At 73.7% G+C, this 20,860-nt stretch carries 19 protein-coding genes; 5 read left to right on the top strand and 14 right to left on the bottom strand.

The genetic code is table 11. From position 1 onward, the window contains the following. Positions 1-83: 83 nt before the first annotated feature. From HS99_RS12435 to HS99_RS12410, 6 genes are all read right to left on the bottom strand, one after another. A complete protein-coding gene (locus tag HS99_RS12435) occupies positions 84-779 on the bottom strand; it encodes a demethylmenaquinone methyltransferase (RefSeq protein ID WP_030287196.1) in 696 nt (231 codons plus the stop codon). Positions 780-917: 138 nt separating this feature from the next. Beyond that, complete coding sequence (locus tag HS99_RS12430; protein WP_072654779.1) at positions 918-1,514, bottom strand: hypothetical protein; 597 nt, start codon at positions 1,512-1,514, stop codon at positions 918-920. Between the two features lie 261 nt (positions 1,515-1,775). Then, a complete protein-coding gene (locus tag HS99_RS12425) occupies positions 1,776-2,504 on the bottom strand; it encodes an amidohydrolase family protein (protein WP_030552700.1) in 729 nt (242 codons plus the stop codon). Positions 2,505-2,610: 106 nt separating this feature from the next. Continuing rightward, positions 2,611-3,831 (bottom strand): cyclic dehypoxanthinyl futalosine synthase, encoded by a 1,221-nt coding sequence (mqnC, locus tag HS99_RS12420; RefSeq protein WP_046387239.1) that lies wholly within the window; start codon positions 3,829-3,831, stop codon positions 2,611-2,613. 163 nt (positions 3,832-3,994) lie between these two features. Next, the gene (locus tag HS99_RS12415) at positions 3,995-5,761 is read right to left on the bottom strand and encodes a serine/threonine-protein kinase (protein WP_199821464.1); all 1,767 of its coding nucleotides are present in this window, start codon (positions 5,759-5,761) and stop codon (positions 3,995-3,997) included. Between the two features lie 228 nt (positions 5,762-5,989). Next, the gene (locus HS99_RS12410) at positions 5,990-6,904 is read right to left on the bottom strand and encodes a menaquinone biosynthetic enzyme MqnA/MqnD family protein (protein WP_030287186.1); all 915 of its coding nucleotides are present in this window, start codon (positions 6,902-6,904) and stop codon (positions 5,990-5,992) included. A gap of 430 nt (positions 6,905-7,334) precedes the next feature. Here HS99_RS12410 and HS99_RS12405 point away from each other — a divergent pair, with 430 nt between their 5' ends. Further along, complete coding sequence (locus HS99_RS12405) at positions 7,335-7,538, top strand: cold-shock protein (RefSeq protein WP_030287184.1); 204 nt, start codon at positions 7,335-7,337, stop codon at positions 7,536-7,538. A 277-nt stretch (positions 7,539-7,815) separates the two neighbouring features. Here the strand turns inward: HS99_RS12405 and HS99_RS12400 are convergent, their stop codons facing one another. After that, positions 7,816-9,165 (bottom strand): dicarboxylate/amino acid:cation symporter, encoded by a 1,350-nt coding sequence (locus tag HS99_RS12400; RefSeq protein WP_043388185.1) that lies wholly within the window; start codon positions 9,163-9,165, stop codon positions 7,816-7,818. Positions 9,166-9,650: 485 nt separating this feature from the next. Between HS99_RS12400 and HS99_RS12395 the strand changes: the two genes are divergently transcribed. Beyond that, positions 9,651-10,907: an MFS transporter gene (locus HS99_RS12395; protein ID WP_046387209.1), complete on the top strand. Its 1,257-nt coding sequence runs from the start codon at positions 9,651-9,653 to the stop codon at positions 10,905-10,907. A 100-nt stretch (positions 10,908-11,007) separates the two neighbouring features. On the opposite strand, the gene HS99_RS12390 is transcribed toward HS99_RS12395, so the two are convergent. The 4 genes from HS99_RS12390 to HS99_RS12375 all read right to left on the bottom strand — a co-directional run bounded on the left by HS99_RS12390 (position 11,008) and on the right by HS99_RS12375 (position 14,504). Further along, entirely contained in the window at positions 11,008-12,000 is a 993-nt protein-coding gene (locus HS99_RS12390) for a LacI family DNA-binding transcriptional regulator (RefSeq protein WP_037830434.1), read from the bottom strand. 126 nt (positions 12,001-12,126) lie between these two features. Continuing rightward, entirely contained in the window at positions 12,127-12,471 is a 345-nt protein-coding gene (locus tag HS99_RS12385) for a DUF4229 domain-containing protein (RefSeq protein WP_030287176.1), read from the bottom strand. Positions 12,472-12,603: 132 nt separating this feature from the next. Then, positions 12,604-13,131 carry a GNAT family N-acetyltransferase gene (locus tag HS99_RS12380; RefSeq protein ID WP_030287174.1) on the bottom strand — a complete coding sequence of 176 codons (528 nt, stop codon included), beginning with the start codon at positions 13,129-13,131 and terminating at the stop codon, positions 12,604-12,606. A gap of 32 nt (positions 13,132-13,163) precedes the next feature. Continuing rightward, positions 13,164-14,504: an MFS transporter gene (locus tag HS99_RS12375; protein WP_030287172.1), complete on the bottom strand. Its 1,341-nt coding sequence runs from the start codon at positions 14,502-14,504 to the stop codon at positions 13,164-13,166. Positions 14,505-14,661: 157 nt separating this feature from the next. On the opposite strand from HS99_RS12375, the gene HS99_RS12370 reads away from it, so the two are divergent. Continuing rightward, positions 14,662-15,636: a GlxA family transcriptional regulator gene (locus HS99_RS12370; protein WP_030552692.1), complete on the top strand. Its 975-nt coding sequence runs from the start codon at positions 14,662-14,664 to the stop codon at positions 15,634-15,636. A 521-nt stretch (positions 15,637-16,157) separates the two neighbouring features. On the opposite strand, the gene HS99_RS12365 is transcribed toward HS99_RS12370, so the two are convergent. After that, complete coding sequence (locus HS99_RS12365; protein ID WP_046386046.1) at positions 16,158-16,631, bottom strand: ATP-binding protein; 474 nt, start codon at positions 16,629-16,631, stop codon at positions 16,158-16,160. Between the two features lie 635 nt (positions 16,632-17,266). Between HS99_RS12365 and HS99_RS12360 the strand changes: the two genes are divergently transcribed. Next, a complete protein-coding gene (locus HS99_RS12360; protein ID WP_063737835.1) occupies positions 17,267-17,953 on the top strand; it encodes a sigma-70 family RNA polymerase sigma factor in 687 nt (228 codons plus the stop codon). Next, entirely contained in the window at positions 17,950-19,167 is a 1,218-nt protein-coding gene (locus tag HS99_RS12355) for a zf-HC2 domain-containing protein (protein WP_030552712.1), read from the top strand. The genes HS99_RS12360 and HS99_RS12355 overlap by 4 nt, the downstream gene beginning before the upstream one ends. A 40-nt stretch (positions 19,168-19,207) precedes the next feature. On the opposite strand, the gene purU is transcribed toward HS99_RS12355, so the two are convergent. Both purU and HS99_RS12345 read right to left on the bottom strand, forming a co-directional pair. Further along, a complete protein-coding gene (gene purU, locus HS99_RS12350; protein ID WP_370863248.1) occupies positions 19,208-20,074 on the bottom strand; it encodes a formyltetrahydrofolate deformylase in 867 nt (288 codons plus the stop codon). A gap of 119 nt (positions 20,075-20,193) precedes the next feature. Beyond that, a complete protein-coding gene (locus HS99_RS12345) occupies positions 20,194-20,709 on the bottom strand; it encodes an SCO4402 family protein (RefSeq protein WP_072654783.1) in 516 nt (171 codons plus the stop codon). Positions 20,710-20,860: the final 151 nt, after the last annotated feature.

Below are 20,860 nucleotides of genomic sequence, written 5' to 3'. Positions count from 1 at the left end.
CGACCCGGGCCGGGGCAGGGCGGGACGGGGCCGAGGCAGGGCGGGACCGGGGGGCAGGGCGCGGGATGGGCGGCACGGCCCCGCTAGGCGGACTTGTACCCGCGGTGCAACGCGACGATCCCGCCGGTCAGGTTCCGCCAGGCGACCTTCGACCAGCCGCTCTCCTGCATCCGGGCGGCCAGCGCCGGCTGGTCCGGCCAGGCCCGGATGGACTCGGCGAGGTAGACGTACGCATCCGGGTTGCTGCTGACGGCGGTGGCGACCGGCGGCAGCGCGCGCATCAGGTACTCGGTGTAGACGGTCCGGAACGGCGTCCAGGTCGGCGTGGAGAACTCGCAGATCACGAGCTTGCCGCCGGGCTTGGTGACCCGGTGCATCTCGCGCAGCGCCGCGTCGGTCTCGTGGACGTTGCGCAGCGCGAAGGAGATCGTCACGGCGTCGAAGGTGTCGTCCGCGAACGGCAGCCGGGTGGCGTCGCCGGCGGTCAGCGGCAGCTCGGGGTGGCGGCGCTTGCCCTCGGTGAGCATGCCGACCGAGAAGTCGCAGGGGACGACCTGGGCCCCGGCCTCGGCGAAGGGCAGCGAGGAGGTACCGGTGCCGGCCCCGAGGTCGAGCACGAGGTCCCCCGGTCCGGCGGCGACCGCCTCGGCCACCGCCCGACGCCAGGCGCGGGCCTGGCCGAGGGAGAGCACGTCGTTGGTGAGGTCGTACTTGGCCGCGACGTCGTCGAACATGGCGGCGACTTCGTGCGGCTGCTTGTCCAGGGAGGCTCGGGTCACGCCCCCATTCTTCACCCTGTGACGGGCGCCGCGACCAACGGGGCACACCGGGAGGGCGCCACGAGCCGACCGGCACGAACCGACCACGGGCCGACGAGCGACCACCACCGGCCGACGACCGGGAGCGGCCCCCACCGGTCACCCGCTCTGGTGCGACCCCCGCCGCCCGCCCGTACGCCGCCTGCGCCGGGAGCGCTTGCCCTGGGTGATCGCGGGCATCCCCTCGGCCAGCGCCCCGGTCGCCAGCGCGAGGTTGGCGGCGAGCCGGCCCTGCCCGGTGCGGACGGCCACGGCCCGCCGGTGGCGCCGGATGCGCAGCACGCAGATCAGGAACAGCACGACGGCGACCGGCACACTGAACCGGGCCAGTCCCACGCCGACCGGCTGGGGGTAGGTGTCGCCGCAGATCCGCACGGCGCCCGGGTCGTCGGCCGCGTGCTCCAGACAGACCGGGTCGCCGACCTTGGTGCCGTCGGCAAGCGGCAGCGCGGCCGCAGTGTGCGGCTGGCCGCTCACCTTGTAGCTGACGGCGCTGTAGGTGCCGCCGCCGGTCGGCAGCTGGGTGACGACGCCCTCGACTCTCACCGGATGGGCCGCGATCCGGTCGGCCTGGTCGGCCTGGCGCCAACCGAGCAGGCACATCCCGACGGCCAGCACGGCGCTGAGCACGGCGGCGAGGTACCAACCACGGCCCAACCGCGGGGATCGCGGCGGGGGGACGGTCGCGGTTCGCATGGTTCCTGTCCTGGCTTGCCTCCGGGGCCTGGGACACGGCCCCGCCACCCGCGGGCACGGGCGGTGGTGTGGTGAGGGTACGGAGTGAGCTGTCCGGGATCGTATCCGCTGGCGGGCCCTCAGGTCACGGCGAAGGGTCAATCACCCCCCTGCGAGAGCACGGCAGTTCGGGTGCACACGATGCAAGTTCCCTGCGCACCAAGGCAATCCGACTACTGATGAGTACGTCACACCGGCCGGCCGCCGGCCCTCGCGCGGGAGTCACCGCCGCCGGTACACCAACCGCCCGCCCAGCACCGTCGCCAGGCACCCACCTGCAGCCGGTAGCACCCCGTCCCCACCCCCGACCGCCAGCCCCGAGAGCCCCGACACGCCGGACAGGCCCGACAACCCTGACAGCACCGGCAGCCCAGGGAACACCGCGAAGTCCGCCCGCCCACCGGCCGCCACCCGGCCGTGCACGGCCAGCGGCAACGGAAGCACCGCCAGCGGGTCCAGCGACCCGGCGCCGGCGGCAGCACCGGCACCGGCGCCAGCCCCGGCATCGGAAGCTCCCGGCAGCGCCGCCAGCCCCGAACGCGCCACCGCCGTCCGCACCGCGGCCCGTTCGAACGGCCCGGCCACCGCCGTCACCCCGAACCCGAGCATCCGCTGCAGCCCGCGCCGCGCGCTGGCCCCGTACCGGGTCTCGTCGGTGCAGCCCACCAGCCCGTCCACCACCGGCTCGACGCCGATCTCCTCGCGCGGGTCCGGGTGGTAGTCCCGCTCCAACAGCCGCTGCCCCCAGGGGTTGCGCAGCCCGGGCGTGAGCACGGCTGCCGTGCCCCAGTCCCGCACCCGCGCCGACGGGTGCGCCGCCGCCAGTTCTCCGTACGGCCCGACGGCCTCGACCAGTTCGCCGCGCACCACCACCGCCCCGTCGGCGATGGACGGGGCGGTGGGATCGGCCGGATCGGGCAGCACGAGGGCCGCCCGGTGGAGGGTCAGCACCGGTTCGGGCTCCGAGGACTCGACGAGCTCAGCGGGCTCAAAGGACCCGAAGGACTCAAGGACTCAGGGACTCAAGGACCCGAAGGTCCCGACGGACTCGGAGGACTCAGTTGTCCAGGATCTTCAGCTCCGGGTGCGCCGTGCCGCCCTCGATCGCCGTGGAGGCGATGTGCGAGGCGACCCGCGGGTCGACCGGGTCGTTCGCCGGGTCGTCCAGCACCCGCAGGTGCTCGTACGTGGTCGAGCGCTGCGCCGGGACACGGTCGGCGGCGCGGATGAGGTGGATCAGTTCGGTCAGGTTGGAGCGGTGCTTGGCACCGGCCGCCGAGACGACGTTCTCCTCCAGCATCACGGAACCGAGGTCGTCCGCGCCGTAGTGCAGCGACAGCTGGCCCGCCTCCTTGCCGGTGGTGAGCCAGGAGCCCTGGATGTGGGCGATGTTGTCGAGGAACAGGCGGGCGATCGCGATCATCCGCAGGTACTCGAAGACGGTGGCCTGGGTCGAGCCCTTGAGGTGGTTGTTCTGCGGCTGGTAGGTGTACGGGATGAAGGCGCGGAAGCCGCCGGTGCGGTCCTGCACGTCACGGATCATCCGCAGATGCTCGATCCGCTCGGCGTTGGTCTCGCCGGTGCCCATCAGCATCGTGGAGGTGGACTCCACGCCAAGGCCGTGCGCGGCCTCCATGATCTCCAGCCAGCGCTCGCCGGACTCCTTGAGCGGGGCGATCGCCTTGCGCGGCCGCTCGGGGAGCAGCTCGGCTCCGGCGCCGGCGAAGGAGTCCAGGCCCGCCTTGTGGATCCTGGTGATGGCCTCCTCGATGGAGACGCCCGAGATCCGGGACATGTGCTCGACCTCGGAGGCACCGAGCGAGTGGATCACCAGCTGCGGGAACTCGGCCTTGATCGCCGAGAAGGCGCGCTCGTAGTACTCCACGCCGTAGTCCGGGTGGTGGCCGCCCTGGAACATGATCTGGGTGCCGCCCAGCTCGACCGTCTCCGCGCAGCGGCGCAGGATCTCGTCGAGCTCGCGGGACCAGCCCTTGTCGCTCTTGGGCGGCACGTAGAAGGCGCAGAACTTGCACGCCGTCACGCACACGTTGGTGTAGTTGATGTTGCGCTCGATGATGTACGTCGCGATGTGCTCGGTACCCGCGTAGCGGCGGCGGCGCACCGTGTCGGCGGCGGAGCCGAGCGCGTGCAGCGGCGCGGACCGGTAGAGGTCGAGCGCCTCCTCCGGGGTGATCCGGCCGCCGGCGGCGGCCCGGTCGAGCACGGCCTGCAGGTCGGTGCTGGACGCATCGAGGGTGGTCGCTGCGAGCTCGGTCACCTGGCGGCCTTCTCTCTCTCAAGTGCTACTGGGGTACGGCCGAACCAGCCTACGCCAGGCCTTTCGGGCGCCCGCGTCAGCCCGCTGAACTGCGCCTCAGCCGCGCAGCGGCGCAACCCGGCCTCCCCCTTCACCCCTTTCCCTCCTTCGCCCCTTCACCCATTCACCCATTCACCCTGTGCATCGTCCCGGCCGGGTTCCCGGCCGCCGGGTCGGCGGAGGTGAAGCGGATCGTCCCGTCGGCCTGGAGGGTGAGCGTCTCCGTGTTCGAGCCGCCGGTGCAGGCGCCCGGGATCGAGGACTTCACCAGCCGGGACCGGAACACCAGCTCGGTGCCGGTGACCGACCGGAGCGTCCAGGCGCCCTCGCAGCTGATCGAGATCAGGCCGGAGAGGGCGTTGCGGCTGGTGGTGGTCTCCTGACCGACCGCCGCCTGGCGGACGGTGAGGGTGGTGGTGCCGCCGGGCAGTCCCTTGTCGGTGACCATGTCGCCGCTCCAGGTGCCCAGGAACGCCGCCGGCACCGCGTTCGGCCCGCCCGTCGCGCCCGCCGTGCCCGTCCCACCCGGCGGCACCGGAGCGTCGGCCGACGGAGAGGTCGACGCAGAGGTCGACGCAGAGGTCGACGCGGGAGCCGAGGCCGGCGGCCCGTCCGTCCCGCCCGACCCGAAGGCCCCGGGCGACGCGACGGCGCCGCTCGGATCGATGGACGGAAGCGGCATCGGCCCCACGGAAGGCACCGACACCACCGGATCCGGCCGGTGGGTCATCGCGTACAGCCCGTACCCGCTACCCCCGAGCATCGCGGCCACCAGCACCGCCGCCCCCGCGAGCCCGGCCCGCCGCTTCCACGGACCGGCCCCCGCCGGCCGCACCCCCTCCGACTCCGCCCCCGCCCCCGCCCCCGGCTCCGGCTCCGGCACCACCCCAGGCACCGGACGTCCCCCCGGCACCAAGGTCGGAGTCGGCACCACCTCGGCCCCGTCCCCGGCGGCCCCACCGTCGACCGCCGCCTCGGCCCCCTCCAGGTCCAGCAACTCCACCGCGCTGCGCCCCACCCCCGCCGCCAGGGCCGGCGGCAGCCAGTCGCCCCGCGACAGCCGGGCGGCGGCCGCGCCGTCCGGGTCGAGCCGCGCGGCCAGTCGCTGCGGGGTGGGCCGGGCGGCCGGGTCCTTGGCCAGGCAGTCGAGGACGGTCTCGCGCAGCGGCTCGGGCAGGCCGGCCACGTCCGGTTCCTCGTGCAGCACCCGGTAGAGCAGGACGGCCGCACTGACGCCTTCCCCGAAGGGGTGGACGCCGCTGGCGGCGAAGGCCAGGACGGCGCCGAGGGAGAAGACGTCGCCGGCCGGTCCGACGATCTGCCCGTTCGCCTGCTCGGGTGACATGAAGCCGGGCGAGCCCACCACATAACCCGAACGAGTGAACCCGCTGGTGGCGTCCAGGGCCCGGGCGATCCCGAAGTCGATCAGCCGCGGCCCGTCCAGGGTGAGCAGCACGTTGGAGGGCTTGACGTCGCGGTGCACCAGGCCGAGCCCGTGCACGTGGGCGAGCGCTCCGGCGAGCCCGACGCCGAGGGCGCGGACGGAGTCCTCGGGCAGCGGCCCGTGCTCCTGGACGGCGTCGGCGAGTGCGGGGCCCGCGACGTAGCCGGTGGCGACCCAGGGCTGCTCACCCTCGGTGTCGGCGTCCAGGACGGGCGCGGTCCAGGTGCTCCCGACCCGGCGGGCGGCGGCCACCTCCTGGCGGAACCGGGCCCGGAACTCGGGGTCGTCCGCGAGCTCGGTCCGCACCACCTTGACGGCGACGGTGCGGCCCCCGGCCGTCCGGCCGAGGTAGACCCGACCCATCCCTCCCGAGCCGAGCCGCCGCAGCAGCCGGTAGGCGCCCACCCGGCGCGGATCGTCCGACCCCAGTGCCCGAATGCCCCGCATGCCCCGCACGCTCCCCTCGCACGCGTACGCGCGGCTCCGGGCGGGTGCCCGGCCGCGTACGCCGCTCCCGAACCGCACCCCGCGCAATACCTGCCGGGCACGCCTCGGGAGCAGACCGTACCGGGCCGGGCGGACCGCCGTCCGGCCGTAACGACAACCCCCGGCCCACCCCCTCCGGCCCACCCCGCCGGACCTTCCCTCCGGCCCCCGGACCTACTCCCCCGTCCCCTACCCCCCGACCGGCAGCGCCGTCGGCTCCAGCAGCCGCACCGCCACGTCCGGCGCGAAGCCGCTGTCGTGCGCGACCCGCCGGGCGAACTCGGCGACCCCGGCCAACTGCCGCTCGCCGAGCGAGAAGTCGAGCGCCTCGCTGAAGTACCGCTCCAGGACGTCCGCCCCGAAGGCCTCCCAGCGGGCGGCCTGCTCGGCGACCTTGGCGGCCTCGACCAGCGACAGGTCGCGGGACTCCAGGAAGGCCCGGTGGACGGCCGCGGTCAGCTCGGGGCGGCGCTCGGCGAACTCGCGGCGCACGGCCCAGACGGCGAAGACGAAGGGCAGCCCGGTCCACTCCTTCCACATCTCGCCGAGGTCGTGCACGGTCAGCCCGAGGTCGGCGGCCTGCCCGAGGTAGGCGCGCAGGGCCGGGTCGCCGATCAGGACGGCGGCGTCGGCCTCGGCGAGCATCGCGCTGAGGTCCGGAGGACAGCTGAAGTAGTCCGGGCGAACGCCTTCGCGCTCCTCCAGGAGGAGTCGGGCCAGCCGGACGGAGGTGCGGCTGGTGGAGCCGAGGGCGACCCGGCGGCCGTCGAGGTCGGCGAGCGGCACCTTGCTCACGATCAGGCAGGACATCACCGGACCGTCGCTGCCGACCGCGATGTCGGGCATGACGAGCAGGTCGTCGGCGTTGCGCAGGTACTCCACGCAGGTGATCGGCCCGATGTCGAGGGAGCCGCCGACGAGCTGGTCGCTCAGCTTTTCGGGGGTGTCCTTGGTGAGGTCCAGGTCGAGCAGGTTGCCGGTCCTGGCGAGGCCCCAGTAGAGGGGGACGCAGTTCAGGAACTGAATATGGCCGACCCGCGGTCTGACCGGGGTGTTCTCTTCGGGCTGGTCGGGCTCCCGCTTTTGCGCGTCCGGTGCTGCCACTGCGCCGCTCCCTTGCTGTTCGTGCGCTCCCCCGCAGCGTATGCCCGCTGTTCGGGACGGCTCGCACCGGCCACCCGACACGCGCGGGAGCGCCCCTCGTCAGAGCGGTGACGGTCCGGCGCGCGCCCCCAACGCGCCTTCCACCGCCCGCTCCCAGCCTTCTTCCCGCCCGATCCGGAGGCCCACGACACGCACCGTCCGGAGGGCAAGTGACCTCTGGTCGTCACAGCGGCCGCATGCTAGCGTTGCCCTCAGTTGCAGTTTGATTCCCCTTGCAGTACTTGAAGCCTGCGGAGCATGTAACCGCGGGCTTTTTGTAGTTTTTCAGCAATATCGAAAAACTTCGGACTCGTCCGGAGGCAGGGCGATCAGCGCAGCGGACCGGGGACCACACGGTGTGGCCCCCGACACGCATCGCAAGGAGAACGGCATGGCTCAGGGAACCGTCAAGTGGTTCAACGCTGAGAAGGGCTTCGGCTTCATCGCCCAGGAGGGCGGCGGCCCCGACGTCTTCGTCCACTACTCCGCCATCAACGCGAACGGCTTCCGTTCGCTGGAGGAGAACCAGGCGGTCACCTTCGACGTCACCCAGGGTCCGAAGGGCCCGCAGGCGGAGAACGTCACCGCCGTCTGACCATCCTCTGATGTTCTGATCGCTCGGGACCCCTTCGGGTCCGCCGGCGGCTCCCGACAGCCGTCACCATGAGCACAAGAGCAGCACCCAAGGGGGCCTGCCCATCGCGGCGGGCCCCCTGCCTTTTCGGTTCGCCCGTCTCCGCGGGCCGCGCCGGGGAAGGCGACGAGGAACGCCGAAGGGCCCTCCCCCGTCGGGGGAGGGCCCTTCGCGTACCCGGCCGGAGGACCCGGCCGGAGGAACCCGCCGGAGGAACCCGATCGGGCGAACCCGGGGATCAGGCCGCGGCCACGCCCTCGGCGTCGGCGCGCACCGGGATGACGGCCTTCGGCGCGTCCTCCTCGTACAGGTCCCCGGAGGGGTTGTTGTACGCGGCCACGTCCAGGATCCGCTCCCGCGCCGCGACCACGATCGGCACGACCACCTGACCGGCGACGTTGGTCGCGGTCCGCATCATGTCCAGGATCGGGTCGATGGCGAGCAGCAGGCCGACGCCCTCCAGCGGCAGGCCCAGGGTGGAGAGGGTCAGCGTCAGCATGACGATCGCGCCGGTGAGGCCGGCGGTCGCGGCCGAGCCGACGACCGAGACGAAGGCGATCAGGATGTAGTCCTTGATGTCCAGCTCGACGTTGTAGACCTGGGCGACGAAGATCGCGGCGACGGCCGGGTAGATCGAGGCGCAGCCGTCCATCTTGGTGGTGGCGGCGAACGGCACGGAGAAGGACGCGTACTCGCTCGGGACGCCGAGGCGCTCGGTCACCCGGCGGGTGACCGGCAGGGTGCCGACCGAGGAGCGGGAGACGAAGGCCAGCTGGATGGCGGGCCAGGCGCCCTTGAAGAAGTGCAGCGGGTTGAGGCCCGCGGCGAAGCGCAGCACCAGCGAGTAGACGACGAACAGCACCAGCGCGCAGCCGACGTATATGTCGAGGGTCAGCGTGGCGAAGGGCTTGAGCAGGTCCCAGCCGTACTTGGCGACGGACTTGCCGATCAGGCCGAGGGTGCCGAGCGGGGAGAGCCGGATGACCCACCACAGGGCGGTCTGGGTCAGCTCCAGCACGGTCTCGCTGAGCTTGAGGACCGGGTCGGCCTTGGTGCCGAGCTTGATGATCGCGGCGCCGACCACGACCGCCAGGAAGACGATCTGCAGGACGTTCACCTTGACGAAGGCGTCGACGATGTTGGTCGGGAAGATCCCGGTCAGGAAGTCGATCCAGGTGCCCTTGGAGTCGAGCGCCTTGAGGCCCTCGGTCTTGAGGTTGGTGCCCTGGCCGGGGTTGGTCAGCAGGCCCAGGCCCAGGCCGATGCCGACCGCGATCAGCGAGGTGATCATGAACCAGAGCAGCGTGCGGGTCGCCAGCCGGGCCGCGTTGGTGACGTTGCGCAGGTTGGCGACGCTCACCACGATCGCGGTGAAGACCAGCGGGGGCACGGCCAGCTTGAGCAGCTGGACGAAGATCTTGCCGATGGTCTCCAGGGTGGTGGCCAGCCAGGAGACGTCGGCGGCACGGGCCAGGTAGCCGAGGCCGACGCCGAGCACGAGGCCGGCGACGATCTGCACCCAGAACGGCGTCTTGCGGATGCGGGTGAGCACGGACGGCGACGAGGTCGCCTCGGGCGCTGTGGACATGGGGGTGCGACTCCGGGGAGGGCGTTGCTGACGGTGGGGTGTGGGGCGGAGGCGGCGGCACGGCACGGGGCCGGGCACGGGAGGGGCTCGGGCCCCGGTTCAGGGGCGTGCCGCCGCGGTACAGCTCAGGGCCGTACGGACCGTGGCGCGACAACGGCACGGGCTGTCCACAGCACCGGTCAGAGCACGGGGGCGGGCGGCGCCGGGCAGCTGGCCCGGGCCGTGCATCCGCAGTGCGTCTGAGGTGGTCACGGCCAATACGTTAGCAGTAAAGATTTGAGATGTTCAAAGTAGTTGTTTGAGATGAGCTCGAACTCCAAGCCCGCCTCGGGGCGAGATCCGGGCACGAACGATGCTGACGCCCCATCAGATCAGCCTTCCGGACGGATTGACCGACCGGCAGTTATACGTATAACCTTGACGGTGTCCCCGGCCCTCCCCTGCGCTCCCCGCCCTCCCCGCCCAGACACCGGAGAAGACCACCGATGGGCTACCTCGCCCTGCTCCGCGCCCCGCACGTCACCCGACTCCTGCTCGGCACCCTGCTCGGCCGCCTTCCCGCCGGTATGACCGCCCTGGTGATCGCCCTCGCCCTGCGCGAGTCCGGCGTCCCGTACGGCCGGATCGGACTGGCCACCTCCGTCTACGCACTCGCCGCCGCCGTCGGCGGGCCGGTGCTCGGGCGGATCGTCGACCGGACCGGACAGCCCCGCGTCCTGCTCGCCTCCGCCGTGATCGCCGGCGGCGGGTACGCGCTGCTCGCCCTCGCCCCCGGCTCGCCCGTCGCGGCGCCCCTCGGCGCCGCCGTCGCCGGTCTCGCGATGCCGCCGCTCGAGCCCTGCCTGCGCTCGCTCTGGCCGGACGTGGTCGAGGACGAACAGCTCGACACCGCGTACGCCTTCGACTCCGCCTCCCAGCAGATCCTCTACGTGGCCGGGCCGCTGGCCGTCGCCGGGATCGCCGGACTGTTCAGCCCGGTCGCCGCACTCTGGGTGGCCGCGGGACTGGGACTGGCCGGCGCCCTGGTCGTCGCCACCGCCGCCCCGGCCCGGGCCTGGCGCGCCCCCGCCCGCGAGAAGTCCGCCGGACTGCTCGGCCCGCTGCGCTCCCCGGGCCTGGTACTGCTGCTGGTCGGACTGGCCGGAGCCGGCTGGGCGGTCGGCGCGCAGAACGTGCTCTTCATCGCCTACGCCGAGCGGCACGCCGGCGGACTGCCCGGCGGCGGAGGCACCCTGCTGGCGCTGGCCGCGCTCGGCGGACTGCTCGGCGCACTCGCCTACGGCACGGTCAACTGGCGGCAGAGCACCGCCACCCGCACCTGGCTGATGGCCCTCGCGATGGCCGCCTCCTACCTCCCGCTGGTGACGCTGCCCGGCCCGTACCCGATGGCCGCACTGGCCTTCGTCTCCGGCATCCTGCTGGCCCCGCTGCTCGCGGCCGCCTTCGTGCTGGTCGCCGAACTCGCCCCGACCGGGACGGTCACCGAGGCCTTCGCCTGGCTGGTGACCCTGTTCGCCACCGGCAACTCGCTCGGCTACGCCGTCTCCGGGCACCTCGCCGAGGGCTCCTCGCTCCGGCCGGTCGCGGTGTGCGCGGCGGGCGGGATCGCGCTCGGCGCAGCGGTGCTGTTCGGCGCCCGCCGCTGGTTCCGCTCCGCGCCGACGGCGCCGCGCTTCGAGCCCGTCGGGGCCGTCGAGCCCGCCGAGCCCGTCGAGCCCGCCGAGCCCCTCACGGTGGGGTGACCGGCCCGCCCCCACAGACGACTGCGCCCGCCGGGGGTCTGGCCGGCGGGCGCAGTCCTTTCCTCGGAGCCGCAGCCCCGTCAAGGCCGCGCCGGGGGCGTCAGCGCGCCGGGGCCGTCGAGGAGCGCCGCACCAGGGCGGTGGCCAGCGGCGCCACCGGCGCCACCCGCTCGCCGCGCAGAAGTCCGGCCAGCGCGGCCGCCCCCGCCCGGCCGAGCTCCTCGCCGGGCAGGTCGACGGTGGTCAGCGGCGGGGCGAGCAGCCCGGAGACCGCGACGTTGTCCATGCCGACCACCGACAGGTCGTCCGGCACCCGCAACCCCCGCTCGGCGGCCGCCTGGTAGACGCCGGAGGCGACCACGTCGTCGTCGCAGATCACCGCGCGCGGACGGTCCGACCGCTCCAGCAGCTCCCCCGCCACGCTCCGCGCGGCCGTGTACCCCTCGTTCAGGCTCACGCCCAACTCCACGACGTCCAGGCCGAGTTCACGGACGGCCCGCTCGAAGGCGGCCTGCCGGACCCGGAAGGTGTACGCGGCGTGGGTGGAACGCAGGTGCCCGATCCGGCGGTGCCCGAGGGCGGCCAGGTGCTCGACGGCGGCCCGCATCCCGCCGGCCACGTCCAGTTCGACGGTCGGGCGCGCCCGGTCGGTGCCGGGATCGGCGTCCAGGAAGACGGCAGGGGTGTCGGGCGGCAGTTCGCCGAGCTGGCTGTCGTCCGGGGAACAGATCAGCAGGCCGTCGAAGCGGCCCGCCGTGGCGGCCTCGGCGAGGGTGGCGCTGCCCCAGCCGGAGCTGACCACAACCGCCAGGCCGTGCCGGCCGGCCTCGTGGTGCACACCCTCCAGCACCCGGCCGAAGAACGGGCCCTGGAGGTTCGGCACGGCCAGCATGATCATCCCGCTGCGGCCCAGCCGCAGCTGGCGGCCGGCCGCCTGCGGGCGGTAGCCGAGGCTGCGGGCGGCCTCGCGGACCCGCTCCCGGGTCGCCTCGGAGACCCGGCGGCCGGCCTCGGCGCCGGAGAAGACCAGCGAGACGGTGGCCTGGGACACTCCGGCGAGCCGGGCGACGTCCCGCCCGGTGGGCCGGCGCACGGGGGCAGGCCACGTCCCGGCGGACCGGTCGGCCCCGGCCGGCCGGTCGGCCTCGACGGACCCGTCGGGCTCGACGGCCCGGTCGCCCCCGGAAGGATCAGCAGCCACGGCGGGCCGCGCCCGGCGTCAGCTCTGCCGGGAGGCGGTCGCGCGGGCGGCGTCGTCCGCGGCGTCCTCCTCGGCGTTCTGGCTGGCGATCCGCTCGGCGGTGCGGCTGCGCATCCCGGCGACCTTGGTGGTGATCTGGGTGGACATCTCGTCGCGCTGCTTGCTCAGCAGCACGTAGCTGAGCGGCGCGGAGGCGACCGCGGCCAACAGGACCAGGAAGACCACCCCGGCCTCGCCGCTCACCGGGATGACCCCGAAACGCCCCAGCAGCAGGGCCACCAGCAGGCACCCGAGGAAGATGCTGGCCCGCATGGAGGTGTAGCGGAGCGTGGCGTGCGACTTCTGCGGGCCGTTGCTGCTCACTGGGACACATCCTTCTGGTTCGAGCCGGGGCGGGACTTCCCAGTGAAGCATGCCTGACACCCGGCGCGGGCCACGGGTCCGCCGCCCCTGGCCCGGGGAAGCCCGTGGGAAGCCCCGACGGGCCCCGAGGGTTCAGCGCAGGTCGAGCCACATGGTGATGTCGTCGCGGTCGTCCCCGGGGGCGACCCGGATCGCGGCCGGCACCCGGCCGACCTCCCGGTAGCCGCAGCGGGTGTAGAAGCGCTCCAGGCCGAGGCCACCGCGCGCGGTGAGCCGCAGCGACTCCAGGCCCCAGGCGCGGGCGACCCGTTCGGCCTCGGCGAGCAGTTCGGCGCCGTAGCCGAGGCCCTGGAAGTCGGGGTGCACCATGACCCGCTTGAGCATCCGCCAGTGCTCCATCGGTGCGAAGCGCATCGACGCGAAGAACAGCACCCCGACCAGCCGGCCGGTCGCGCTCTCGTGCGCGACCAGCAGCCGGTCGGGGCCGTCCGGGTGGACCCCGGCGAACTGGTGGTCGGCGGTGTCCCAGACCTCGTCCTCGGTGACCGGAGCCACGAAGCCGACCGCGCCGCCCGCGTTGGTCACGTCCGTCCACAGCCGTACGACGGCGGTGCGCAGGTCGGGGTCGAGCTTCGGGTCCAGGGTGAAGGTGAGCGCCATGGAGCGGAGCCTAGTGTTCCGGTCGAACGTGCTTACGAGAGGGCGGGCACCGCCCGGTCGGTCGGCCGGCCGGTGCGCAGCGCCAGGCAGAGGCCGACCGCGACCGCGCACAGTGCGCCGGCGCCGTACCAGGTCAGGTCGTAGTTGCCGAGCGCGTCGCGGGCCAGGCCGGCCAGTCCGGCGACGACGGCCGCGCCGATCTGGTGGGCGGCGAGCACCCAGCCGAAGACGATCGGGGCGTCCTCGCCGAAGTGTCGGCGGCACAGGGCGACGGTCGGCGGCACGGTGGCCACCCAGTCCAGGCCGTAGAAGACCACGAAGGCGAGGATCGGCGGCTGGAGCGAGCCGGCGAGCAGCTGCGGCAGCAGGAGCAGGGAGACCCCGCGCAGCCCGTAGTAGACGGTGAGCAGCAGCCGGGAGTCGACCCGGTCGGTGAGCCAGCCGCTGAACACGGTGCCGGCCACGTCGAACAGGCCGATCAGGGCGAGCAGGCTCGCGGCGGTGGTGACGGGCATGCCGTGGTCGTGGGCGGCCGGGATGAAGTGGGTGCCGACCAGACCGGCGGTGGTGGCGCCGCAGATCGCGAAGGAGCTCGCCAGCAGCCAGAACGGCCGGGTGCGGGCGGCGTCGCGCAGCACCCGCAGGGTGCGGGCCAGGGCGCGGGCGTCCCGCACCGGCTCGGGCGGGGCCTCGGTGGCGCCGTACGGGAGCAGGCCGAGGTCGGCGGGGCGCTCACGCATCAGCAGCAGGACGGGCACGGCGACGGCGCTGGCGGCCAGCGAGACCACGACCACGGCCGAGCGCCAGCCGTGCTGTTCGACCAGCCAGGCGCCGACCGGCAGGAAGACCAGATTTCCCGCTGCTCCGGCGGCGGTGAGCACACCGGTGACCAGTCCCTGGCGGGCCTGGAACCAGCGGCCGGTGATGGTGGTGGCGAAGGCGCCGGCCATCGAGCCGCTGCCGAGGCCGACCAGTACGCCCCAGCACAGGACCAGTTGCCAGGGCTGGCGCATCAGCATGGTCAGGCCGGCGCCGACGGAGATGGTCAGCAGCGCGCAGACGACCACCAGGCGCACGCCGAAACGGTCCATCAGGGCGGCGGCGAAGGGGGCGGTGAGGCCGTAGAGCGTGAGGTTGACGGAGGTGGCGCTGGAGATCGTCCCGAGCGACCAGCCGAACTCGTTGTGCAGGGCGTCCATCATCAGGCTGGGCGTGGAGCGGAAGCCGGCCGAGCCGAGCAGGACGAGCAGGGCGACGGCGGCGACCACCCAGGCGTAGTGCACCCGGGGGCGCCGGCCGGGCGCGGGGGCGGTGGGCGTGGAGGCGGCGAGGGCGGCGGGCGTGGAGGCGGCGAGGGCACTGCGTTCGGTCACGTGGACGAGTCTCCCGAGCCCGCGCCACCCGGACGAGTGGCCTGAATGACAGCTTTCGCAAGAATCGGGCCACGCCCTCGCGTACCCTGACCCGGACGCGCCCCGCTCCGGTCGGGGAGGCGGGAGTCCGAGGACGGGGCCCCGGGGAGGGAACGGCATGGCGCACCTGGTCGCGGTACTCGCCCTGGAGGGCGCGATCGCCTTCGAACTCGGCATCCCCGCAAGGATCTTCGGCAACGCCAAGGACGACGCCGGCCGCCCGCTGTACCAGGTGGCCACCTGCACCCTGGACGGCGGGCCGGTCGCCACCAGCGCAGACTTCCGGATCGCGGTCGACCACGGGCCCGAACTGCTGGAGCGGGCCGACACCGTGGTGCTCCCCGCCTCCCACGACTCCGACCCTGACCTGGCGGACGCCCCCTTCACCCCCGAACTCGCCGCCGCACTGCGGCGGATCCGGCCCGGCACCCGGCTGATGTCGATCTGCACCGGCTCGTTCCTGCTGGCCGCCGCCGGACTGCTGGACGGCCGCCCGGCCACCACCCACTGGCGCTACACCGAGCTCTTCGCCCGGACGTTCCCCAAGGTCCTGCTGGACCCGGACGTGCTCTACACCGACGACGGCGACATCCTCACCTCCGGCGGGGTCGCCGCCGGGGTCGACCTGTGCCTGCACGTGGTGCGCCGCGACCACGGCAGCGCGGTGGCCAACGCGGTGGCCCGCAACTGCCTGGTGCCGCCCTGGCGCGACGGCGGCCAGAAGCAGTACGTGGAGGCGCCGAGCCCGGTGACCTCCGGCGGCACCGGCACCGGCACCGCGGCCGTCCGCGCCTGGGCACTGGAGCACCTGGAGGAGCCGCTTCCGCTGCGCCGGCTCGCCGACCGGGCGGGCATGAGCGTGCGGACCTTCACCCGGCGCTTCCGCGAGGAGACCGGCGCCAGCCCCGGCCAGTGGATCACCACCCAGCGCACCGAGCGGGCCCGGCAGTTGCTGGAGCGCACCGACCTGACGATCGACCAGGTCGCCCGGCGGTCCGGCTTCGGCACCGGCACCTCGCTGCGGCTGCAGTTGCGCGGACGGCTGGACGTGGCTCCGAGCGCCTACCGGCGAACGTTCCGCACCCCGGCGTAGCGCCGAAGGACGGTTCCCGCGCGGCCGAGGGCCGGGCGAAGAGCCGACCGCAGCCGAGTGAAGCCGAGTGCTGAGTGAAGCCGAGTGAATCCTGGGAGAAGACTGGCGCTAGGCCGGAATCCGCCCCCGGGGAGCGGCGCACCGGACGGCGGCCGGCCGCGTACGCGCCTGGCGCAGCGTGGCGGGCCACCGTCCGATCGCGGCGCACGGCCCCTGAACCCGCGCCGCGGCCTCCGCACTCGCCGAGGAGCGGGCCGCGCCCGGCGGTCCACGATCCCCCCTGCTGACGCGATCCCCCTGGACAGCAGCACCGTGGCGCGGACGGACGTCCCCTCGGCGTCCCCTCGCAACGGAGAGCCGCACCCAAGCGTGATCAGTCGGATACGTCACGTCAATGGGTAGTCCGAAATTCGGAATGGTTGCGTCAGCTTTCGGCCGGTGATCACCGCCGTGGTCCACGCCACCCGGCAGCGGCGCCCGAAGGCCCGTGGAGAGCCGCTGAAGTCCGCTGCCGGAAGCCGCTATTGAGCCAAAGCGGCCCAGTCCGCCCCGGCCATCGGGTCCACCGGTCGGGCCTGGGTGTCGATCTCGCACCAGACCCGCTTGCCCGATCCGTCCGGGTACCAGCCCCAGCGCTCGCAGAGCAGCTCGACCAGTTCCAGCCCGCGCCCGTTGGTCGCGTCCTCGTCCGCACCGGCGTGCCGGGGGGCCGGGGCGGTCCGGCTCGCGTCGGCCACCTCCACCCGCAGCAGGCCGCACGGACCGGCCTGCGCGGAGCCGTCGGCCACTGGCAGGCAGAGTCGCAGCACGGCCGGACAGCCGGTGTGCACCACGGCGTTGGTGACCAGTTCCGAGACCACCAGCACCACCGTCTCGGCCATCGGTGCGTCCGGGTCCACTCCGTGGTTCAGCAGCCGCGAGCGCACCCACCGGCGGGCCCGGCCGACCTCCGAGGGGTCCGCCTGCACCGCAAGCTGTACCTGAAGAACCTGCACCGCTCCACCACCCGCACTCGCAGTTCGGCCAACGTCCCGATCGGGCCGGATCAGCCGGCCGGCGGGGCCCTCGCGCTTCGCCCGGGGCCACCCGGGGCTCACCCGGGCGCTCGCCGACCCGTCCGCCCGCGCCACTCGCCCGCGCCAACTCGTCAGTCGCACACAGGCCGCGACACGAATACGCCTCAGGATGGGCGGGCGGACGGACGGCAGCAAGCGCTTCGGGCATATTCCGGCGATCGGGGGACAGGGCAGTGCATACTGTCCCGCTCACTCACGCGAGCCTCGTACCGGCACTCGTCCGGCCCGGGCCGACGCCGGTCCCGCTCAGCGCGTGTCGGACACGCCCTGGCGGGAACCTACCGCCGGAGGCCCCCACGGCCCTGCCCGCCACTCGCGAACCACCCGTGCGACATATGTCCAGCGGGTCTCGAACAGCGGCCTCCGCGGACGGTCCCGCGAGCGGACGTCCCGCCATGTGACGAACCGTCGCCGGGATCCACCATCGGGCTCCCCCGGAGCGATGCCGATCCACGGGACGGGGTTCCGTTCTTGCCCGATTCCCTCCCGCCGCGGACCGGCCACGGGATACCGTGGAGTAACGCCGAGCGAACCGGGCAGGAGGGTGGTTCTCGATGGCCACCCCGGACCGGATCCCGCGCTGGGACGAGCAGTTGCAGCGGCGCCTCGCCCGGGGCGAGGAGACCGCGCTCGGCGAACTCTACGACCGGCTCTCGCCGATGGTGCACGGCCTGGCCGGGCGGATACTCGCCGACCAGGTGGCCGCCGACCAGCTCACCCGGGAGATCTTCGCCCAGGTCTGGGAGCACCCCGAGGACTTCGACCCCGCCCAGGGGTCGCTGCGCTCCTGGCTCGGCGCGCTCACCCACCGCCGCGCGGTCGAACGGCTGCGGGCGCGGCGCGACGCCGAGCGGGCGCCGGAGCGCGGCACCGGCGCGACCGAGGAGGAGATCCGCGCCGTGGCCACCGCCGCGCGCGTGCAGTACGTGGTCGACTCCCTGCCCCAACCCCTGCGCGAGACCATCGCGGTGACGTACTACGACGGCCGCACCTACCAGGAGACGGCCCGGCTGCTCGGCATCAGCGAGCAGGCCGCCAAGCAGCGGATGCGGCTCGGCCTGGAGCTGCTGGCCACCGAACTGGCCGACGAACGCGCCCGCCAGGAGCCCCACCCGTCGCGCCGGGACGGCGACGGGCACGGCGACGGCGACGGGCACGACGACGGGAACACCGCCGACGACGGGCACCGCACCGGGCGCGGAGACTGCGACTGCGACTGCGACGAGGGCGAGCGGACATGAACGAGGAGCGGCACGACGCCCTGCGCTCGCTGCTCGGTGCCTGGTCCCTCGGCGCCTGCCCGCCGCGCGAATCCGCCGAGTTGGAGCGGCACCTGCGCGGCTGTGCGGAGTGCACCGAGGAAGCCGCCCGGCTGCGCGACGCGGCCGGCTGGCTCTCCCTGGACGAGCCGCTGGACCAGCCCGGTTCGCTGCGCCAGCAGGTGCTGGACTGGTGCCTGGCCCGCCGCCCGGCCGAACTGCCCGTCCCCGCCTGGGGGATGCCGTACACCGCGGAGACCGCCAAGCTGGACGCGTTGCTGCGCGACCTCGGCCCGGAGGAGTGGCAGGAGGTCGCCGAACTGCCGTGGCACGGCGGCGCCGAGCTGCTGCGCCCGGCCGAGGTGCTGGGCCGGCTGACCGCGGTGGACGGCTTCCTGGCGCTCGCCCTCGGCCTGCCCGACCCGGTCCCGGCGGCTGCCCCGTCCGCCCCGGCGCGGGCACGGGTGGTGGAGCGGCGGGTGCCACCGCAGGAAGCGGCCGTCCCGGCGCCGAGGGTGCCACGGGTGCCACCGCAGGGCGGCCCGTCCACCGCGGTCACCGCGCGCACCGCCCGGCTGCTCGCCGACCAGGCCGGGCTGCCGCCGCAGTCGGTGCGCGCCCGCTGGCGCCAGCAGACCCACGACCTGGTGCGCGGCGCCGCGCTGGCCCCGCAGGGCAGCACCCCGGTCGACCTCGGCTTCGCGGTTCTGCCGCTGCGCGACGCCTTCGTGGACCGCGCCCTGGAGTGCTTCGTGCACGGCGAGGACGTGGCCCGGGCGGTCGCCTACCCGTACGACCCGCCGGCGCCGCAGCACCTGCGGCAGATGGTGGAGCTGGTGGTCCGGCTGCTGCCGCGGGCGCTGGCCGGATTGCGGGCGGCCCGCCCCCAGCCCGCCGGGGCACCGGGCACGGCAGGGCCGGCGGGGGCGACGGCCGTCCGGGAGCCGAGGCGGCTGCGGCTGGTGGTGGACGGTCCGGCGGCCGGCGAGTGGCTGGTGCCGCTGGGCGGCGAGCAGGCCGGGCCGCCCGGCGGTGAGCCGGTGGCCTCGATGGTGCTGGACGGCCTGGAGCTGTGCCAGTTGGCCGCCGCGCACCGCGACCCGGACCGGCTGCCGGTGGGCGAGCACGGTGACCGGGCCGCGGTGCGCGAGGTGCTGCACGCGCTGCCGCTGCTGTCGCGGCCGCGGGCGCTCTGAGAAGGCTCAGGCTCTGCGGAAGCTCAGGCTCTGCGGAGACTCAGGCGAAGACGACGGTCCGGCTGCCGTCGAGCAGCACCCGGTGCTCGCTGTGCCACTTGACCGCGCGGGCCAGCGCCTGGCACTCGACGTCCCGGCCGAGCGCGACCAGCTGGTCCGGGCTGACGTCGTGGGTGACCCGGGCCACCTCCTGCTCGATGATCGGGCCCTCGTCGAGGTCGGCGGTGACGTAGTGCGCGGTGGCGCCGATCAGCTTCACCCCGCGGGCGTGCGCCTGGTGGTACGGCTTGGCGCCCTTGAAGCTCGGCAGGAAGGAGTGGTGGATGTTGATCACCCGGCCGGACAGCGCGGTGCACAGCTGGTCGGACAGGACCTGCATGTAGCGGGCCAGCACGACCAGTTCCACGTCCTCCTTCTCGACCAGGTCGAGCAGCTGCCGCTCGGCCTCGGCCTTGGTGTCCCTGGTGACCGGGATGTGGTGGAAGGGGACGCCGTAGCTCTCGGTGAGGTCCCGCAGGTCGGTGTGGTTGGAGACCACCGCGGCGATGTCCACCGGCAGGGCGCCGATCCGGGTGCGGTAGAGCAGGTCGTTCAGGCAGTGCCCGAACTTGCTGACCATGAGGACGATCCGCATCCGCTGCTCGGTCGGGTGGATCTGCCAGTCCATCCCGAAGGAGGCGCCGATCGCGGCGAAGCTGGCCCGCAGCTTGTCGGCGGTGACCGGCTCGGGGGCGGAGAAGTGCACCCGCATGAAGAACAGTCCGGTCTCCCCGTCCCCGAACTGCTGGCTGTCGATGATGTTGCAGCCGGTCATGAAGAGGTAGCTGGAGACAGCGTGGACGATGCCCTGCTTGTCGGGGCAGGACAGCGTGAGGACGTACTGGGCGCTGGCCGGCTGCTGTTCCACTGGGGGTATCCCGTCCTGAGGTCGTGCGAGTTCGTGAATGGTCCAGCGTGTCACATCCTGGACAGTGGCCGCCCCGCTGCCCGCACTGCGGGACGGCACCGCCCGGCGGACGGGCGGCCTCAGACCTGGGTCAGGATCCGCAGCACGTCCAGCGACCTGGGTGCCGCGTCCGGGTCCTCCCCGTCGCCGACGGCCAGGGCGACGTGGGCCTCGCGGGCGGCCCGGACGGTCTCCGGCCAGCCGGGGTGGCCGAGGTAGGCGGAGGCGGGGGCGTCCGCGCCGACCTCGTGCAGCATCTGCACGGCGCGCAGCACCGCGACGTCGACCAGGGCGGCCTCGGCGGAGTCCCGGAAGATCGTGCCCACGTACTTCTCGGCGGACCAGCGGTCCAGCCAGGTGTCCTCGACCAGCCGGTAGACGGCGTCGGTCACGTCCCCGTAGCCCTCCCGTCCGGCCAGCCAGGCCTCCTGCTGGAAACCGGGGTCGGACAGCATGTGCAGCGCCGAGCGCAGTCGGGCTCGCCAGCGCCACCAGGGCAGGTCGTTGAGCGGCATGCCGCCCATCGTGCTGGAGCGGTGGCCCGGACGAGAAGTGTTTCGGGCGGACCGGTGCGAAGAATCTGTGCTGACGGACATGGTGAACGATCGTACGTTCCCCGTCTGTTCGTGCTCCACTCGCGATCTACACGCGTACCCCTTCGGATTTCGGCCGCCGTTTGCCGAGCGTTCGCATTTCCGCCCTCTCGCCTTGCGGCACCGGGTCTTGGCTGTTTCCGGTGCGCCGGAT

This window comes from Kitasatospora aureofaciens (assembly GCF_001188955.3).
Lineage (GTDB): Bacteria > Actinomycetota > Actinomycetes > Streptomycetales > Streptomycetaceae > Kitasatospora > Kitasatospora aureofaciens.
Note: the sequence above shows the minus strand (reverse complement) of the source record. Positions and strands in the feature narration are given on the sequence as shown.

Coding starts and splice junctions, on each gene's coding strand:
- HS99_RS12430 (WP_072654779.1), bottom strand. CDS start 1,514: ATGCGAACCGCGACCGTCCCCCCGCCGCGATCCCCGCGGTTGGGCCGT.
- HS99_RS12415 (WP_199821464.1), bottom strand. CDS start 5,761: ATGCGGGGCATTCGGGCACTGGGGTCGGACGATCCGCGCCGGGTGGGC.
- HS99_RS12405 (WP_030287184.1), top strand. CDS start 7,335: ATGGCTCAGGGAACCGTCAAGTGGTTCAACGCTGAGAAGGGCTTCGGC.
- HS99_RS12400 (WP_043388185.1), bottom strand. CDS start 9,165: ATGTCCACAGCGCCCGAGGCGACCTCGTCGCCGTCCGTGCTCACCCGC.
- HS99_RS12395 (WP_046387209.1), top strand. CDS start 9,651: ATGGGCTACCTCGCCCTGCTCCGCGCCCCGCACGTCACCCGACTCCTG.
- HS99_RS12380 (WP_030287174.1), bottom strand. CDS start 13,131: ATGGCGCTCACCTTCACCCTGGACCCGAAGCTCGACCCCGACCTGCGC.
- HS99_RS12370 (WP_030552692.1), top strand. CDS start 14,662: ATGGCGCACCTGGTCGCGGTACTCGCCCTGGAGGGCGCGATCGCCTTC.
- HS99_RS12360 (WP_063737835.1), top strand. CDS start 17,267: ATGGCCACCCCGGACCGGATCCCGCGCTGGGACGAGCAGTTGCAGCGG.
- HS99_RS12355 (WP_030552712.1), top strand. CDS start 17,950: ATGAACGAGGAGCGGCACGACGCCCTGCGCTCGCTGCTCGGTGCCTGG.
- HS99_RS12345 (WP_072654783.1), bottom strand. CDS start 20,709: ATGTCCGTCAGCACAGATTCTTCGCACCGGTCCGCCCGAAACACTTCT.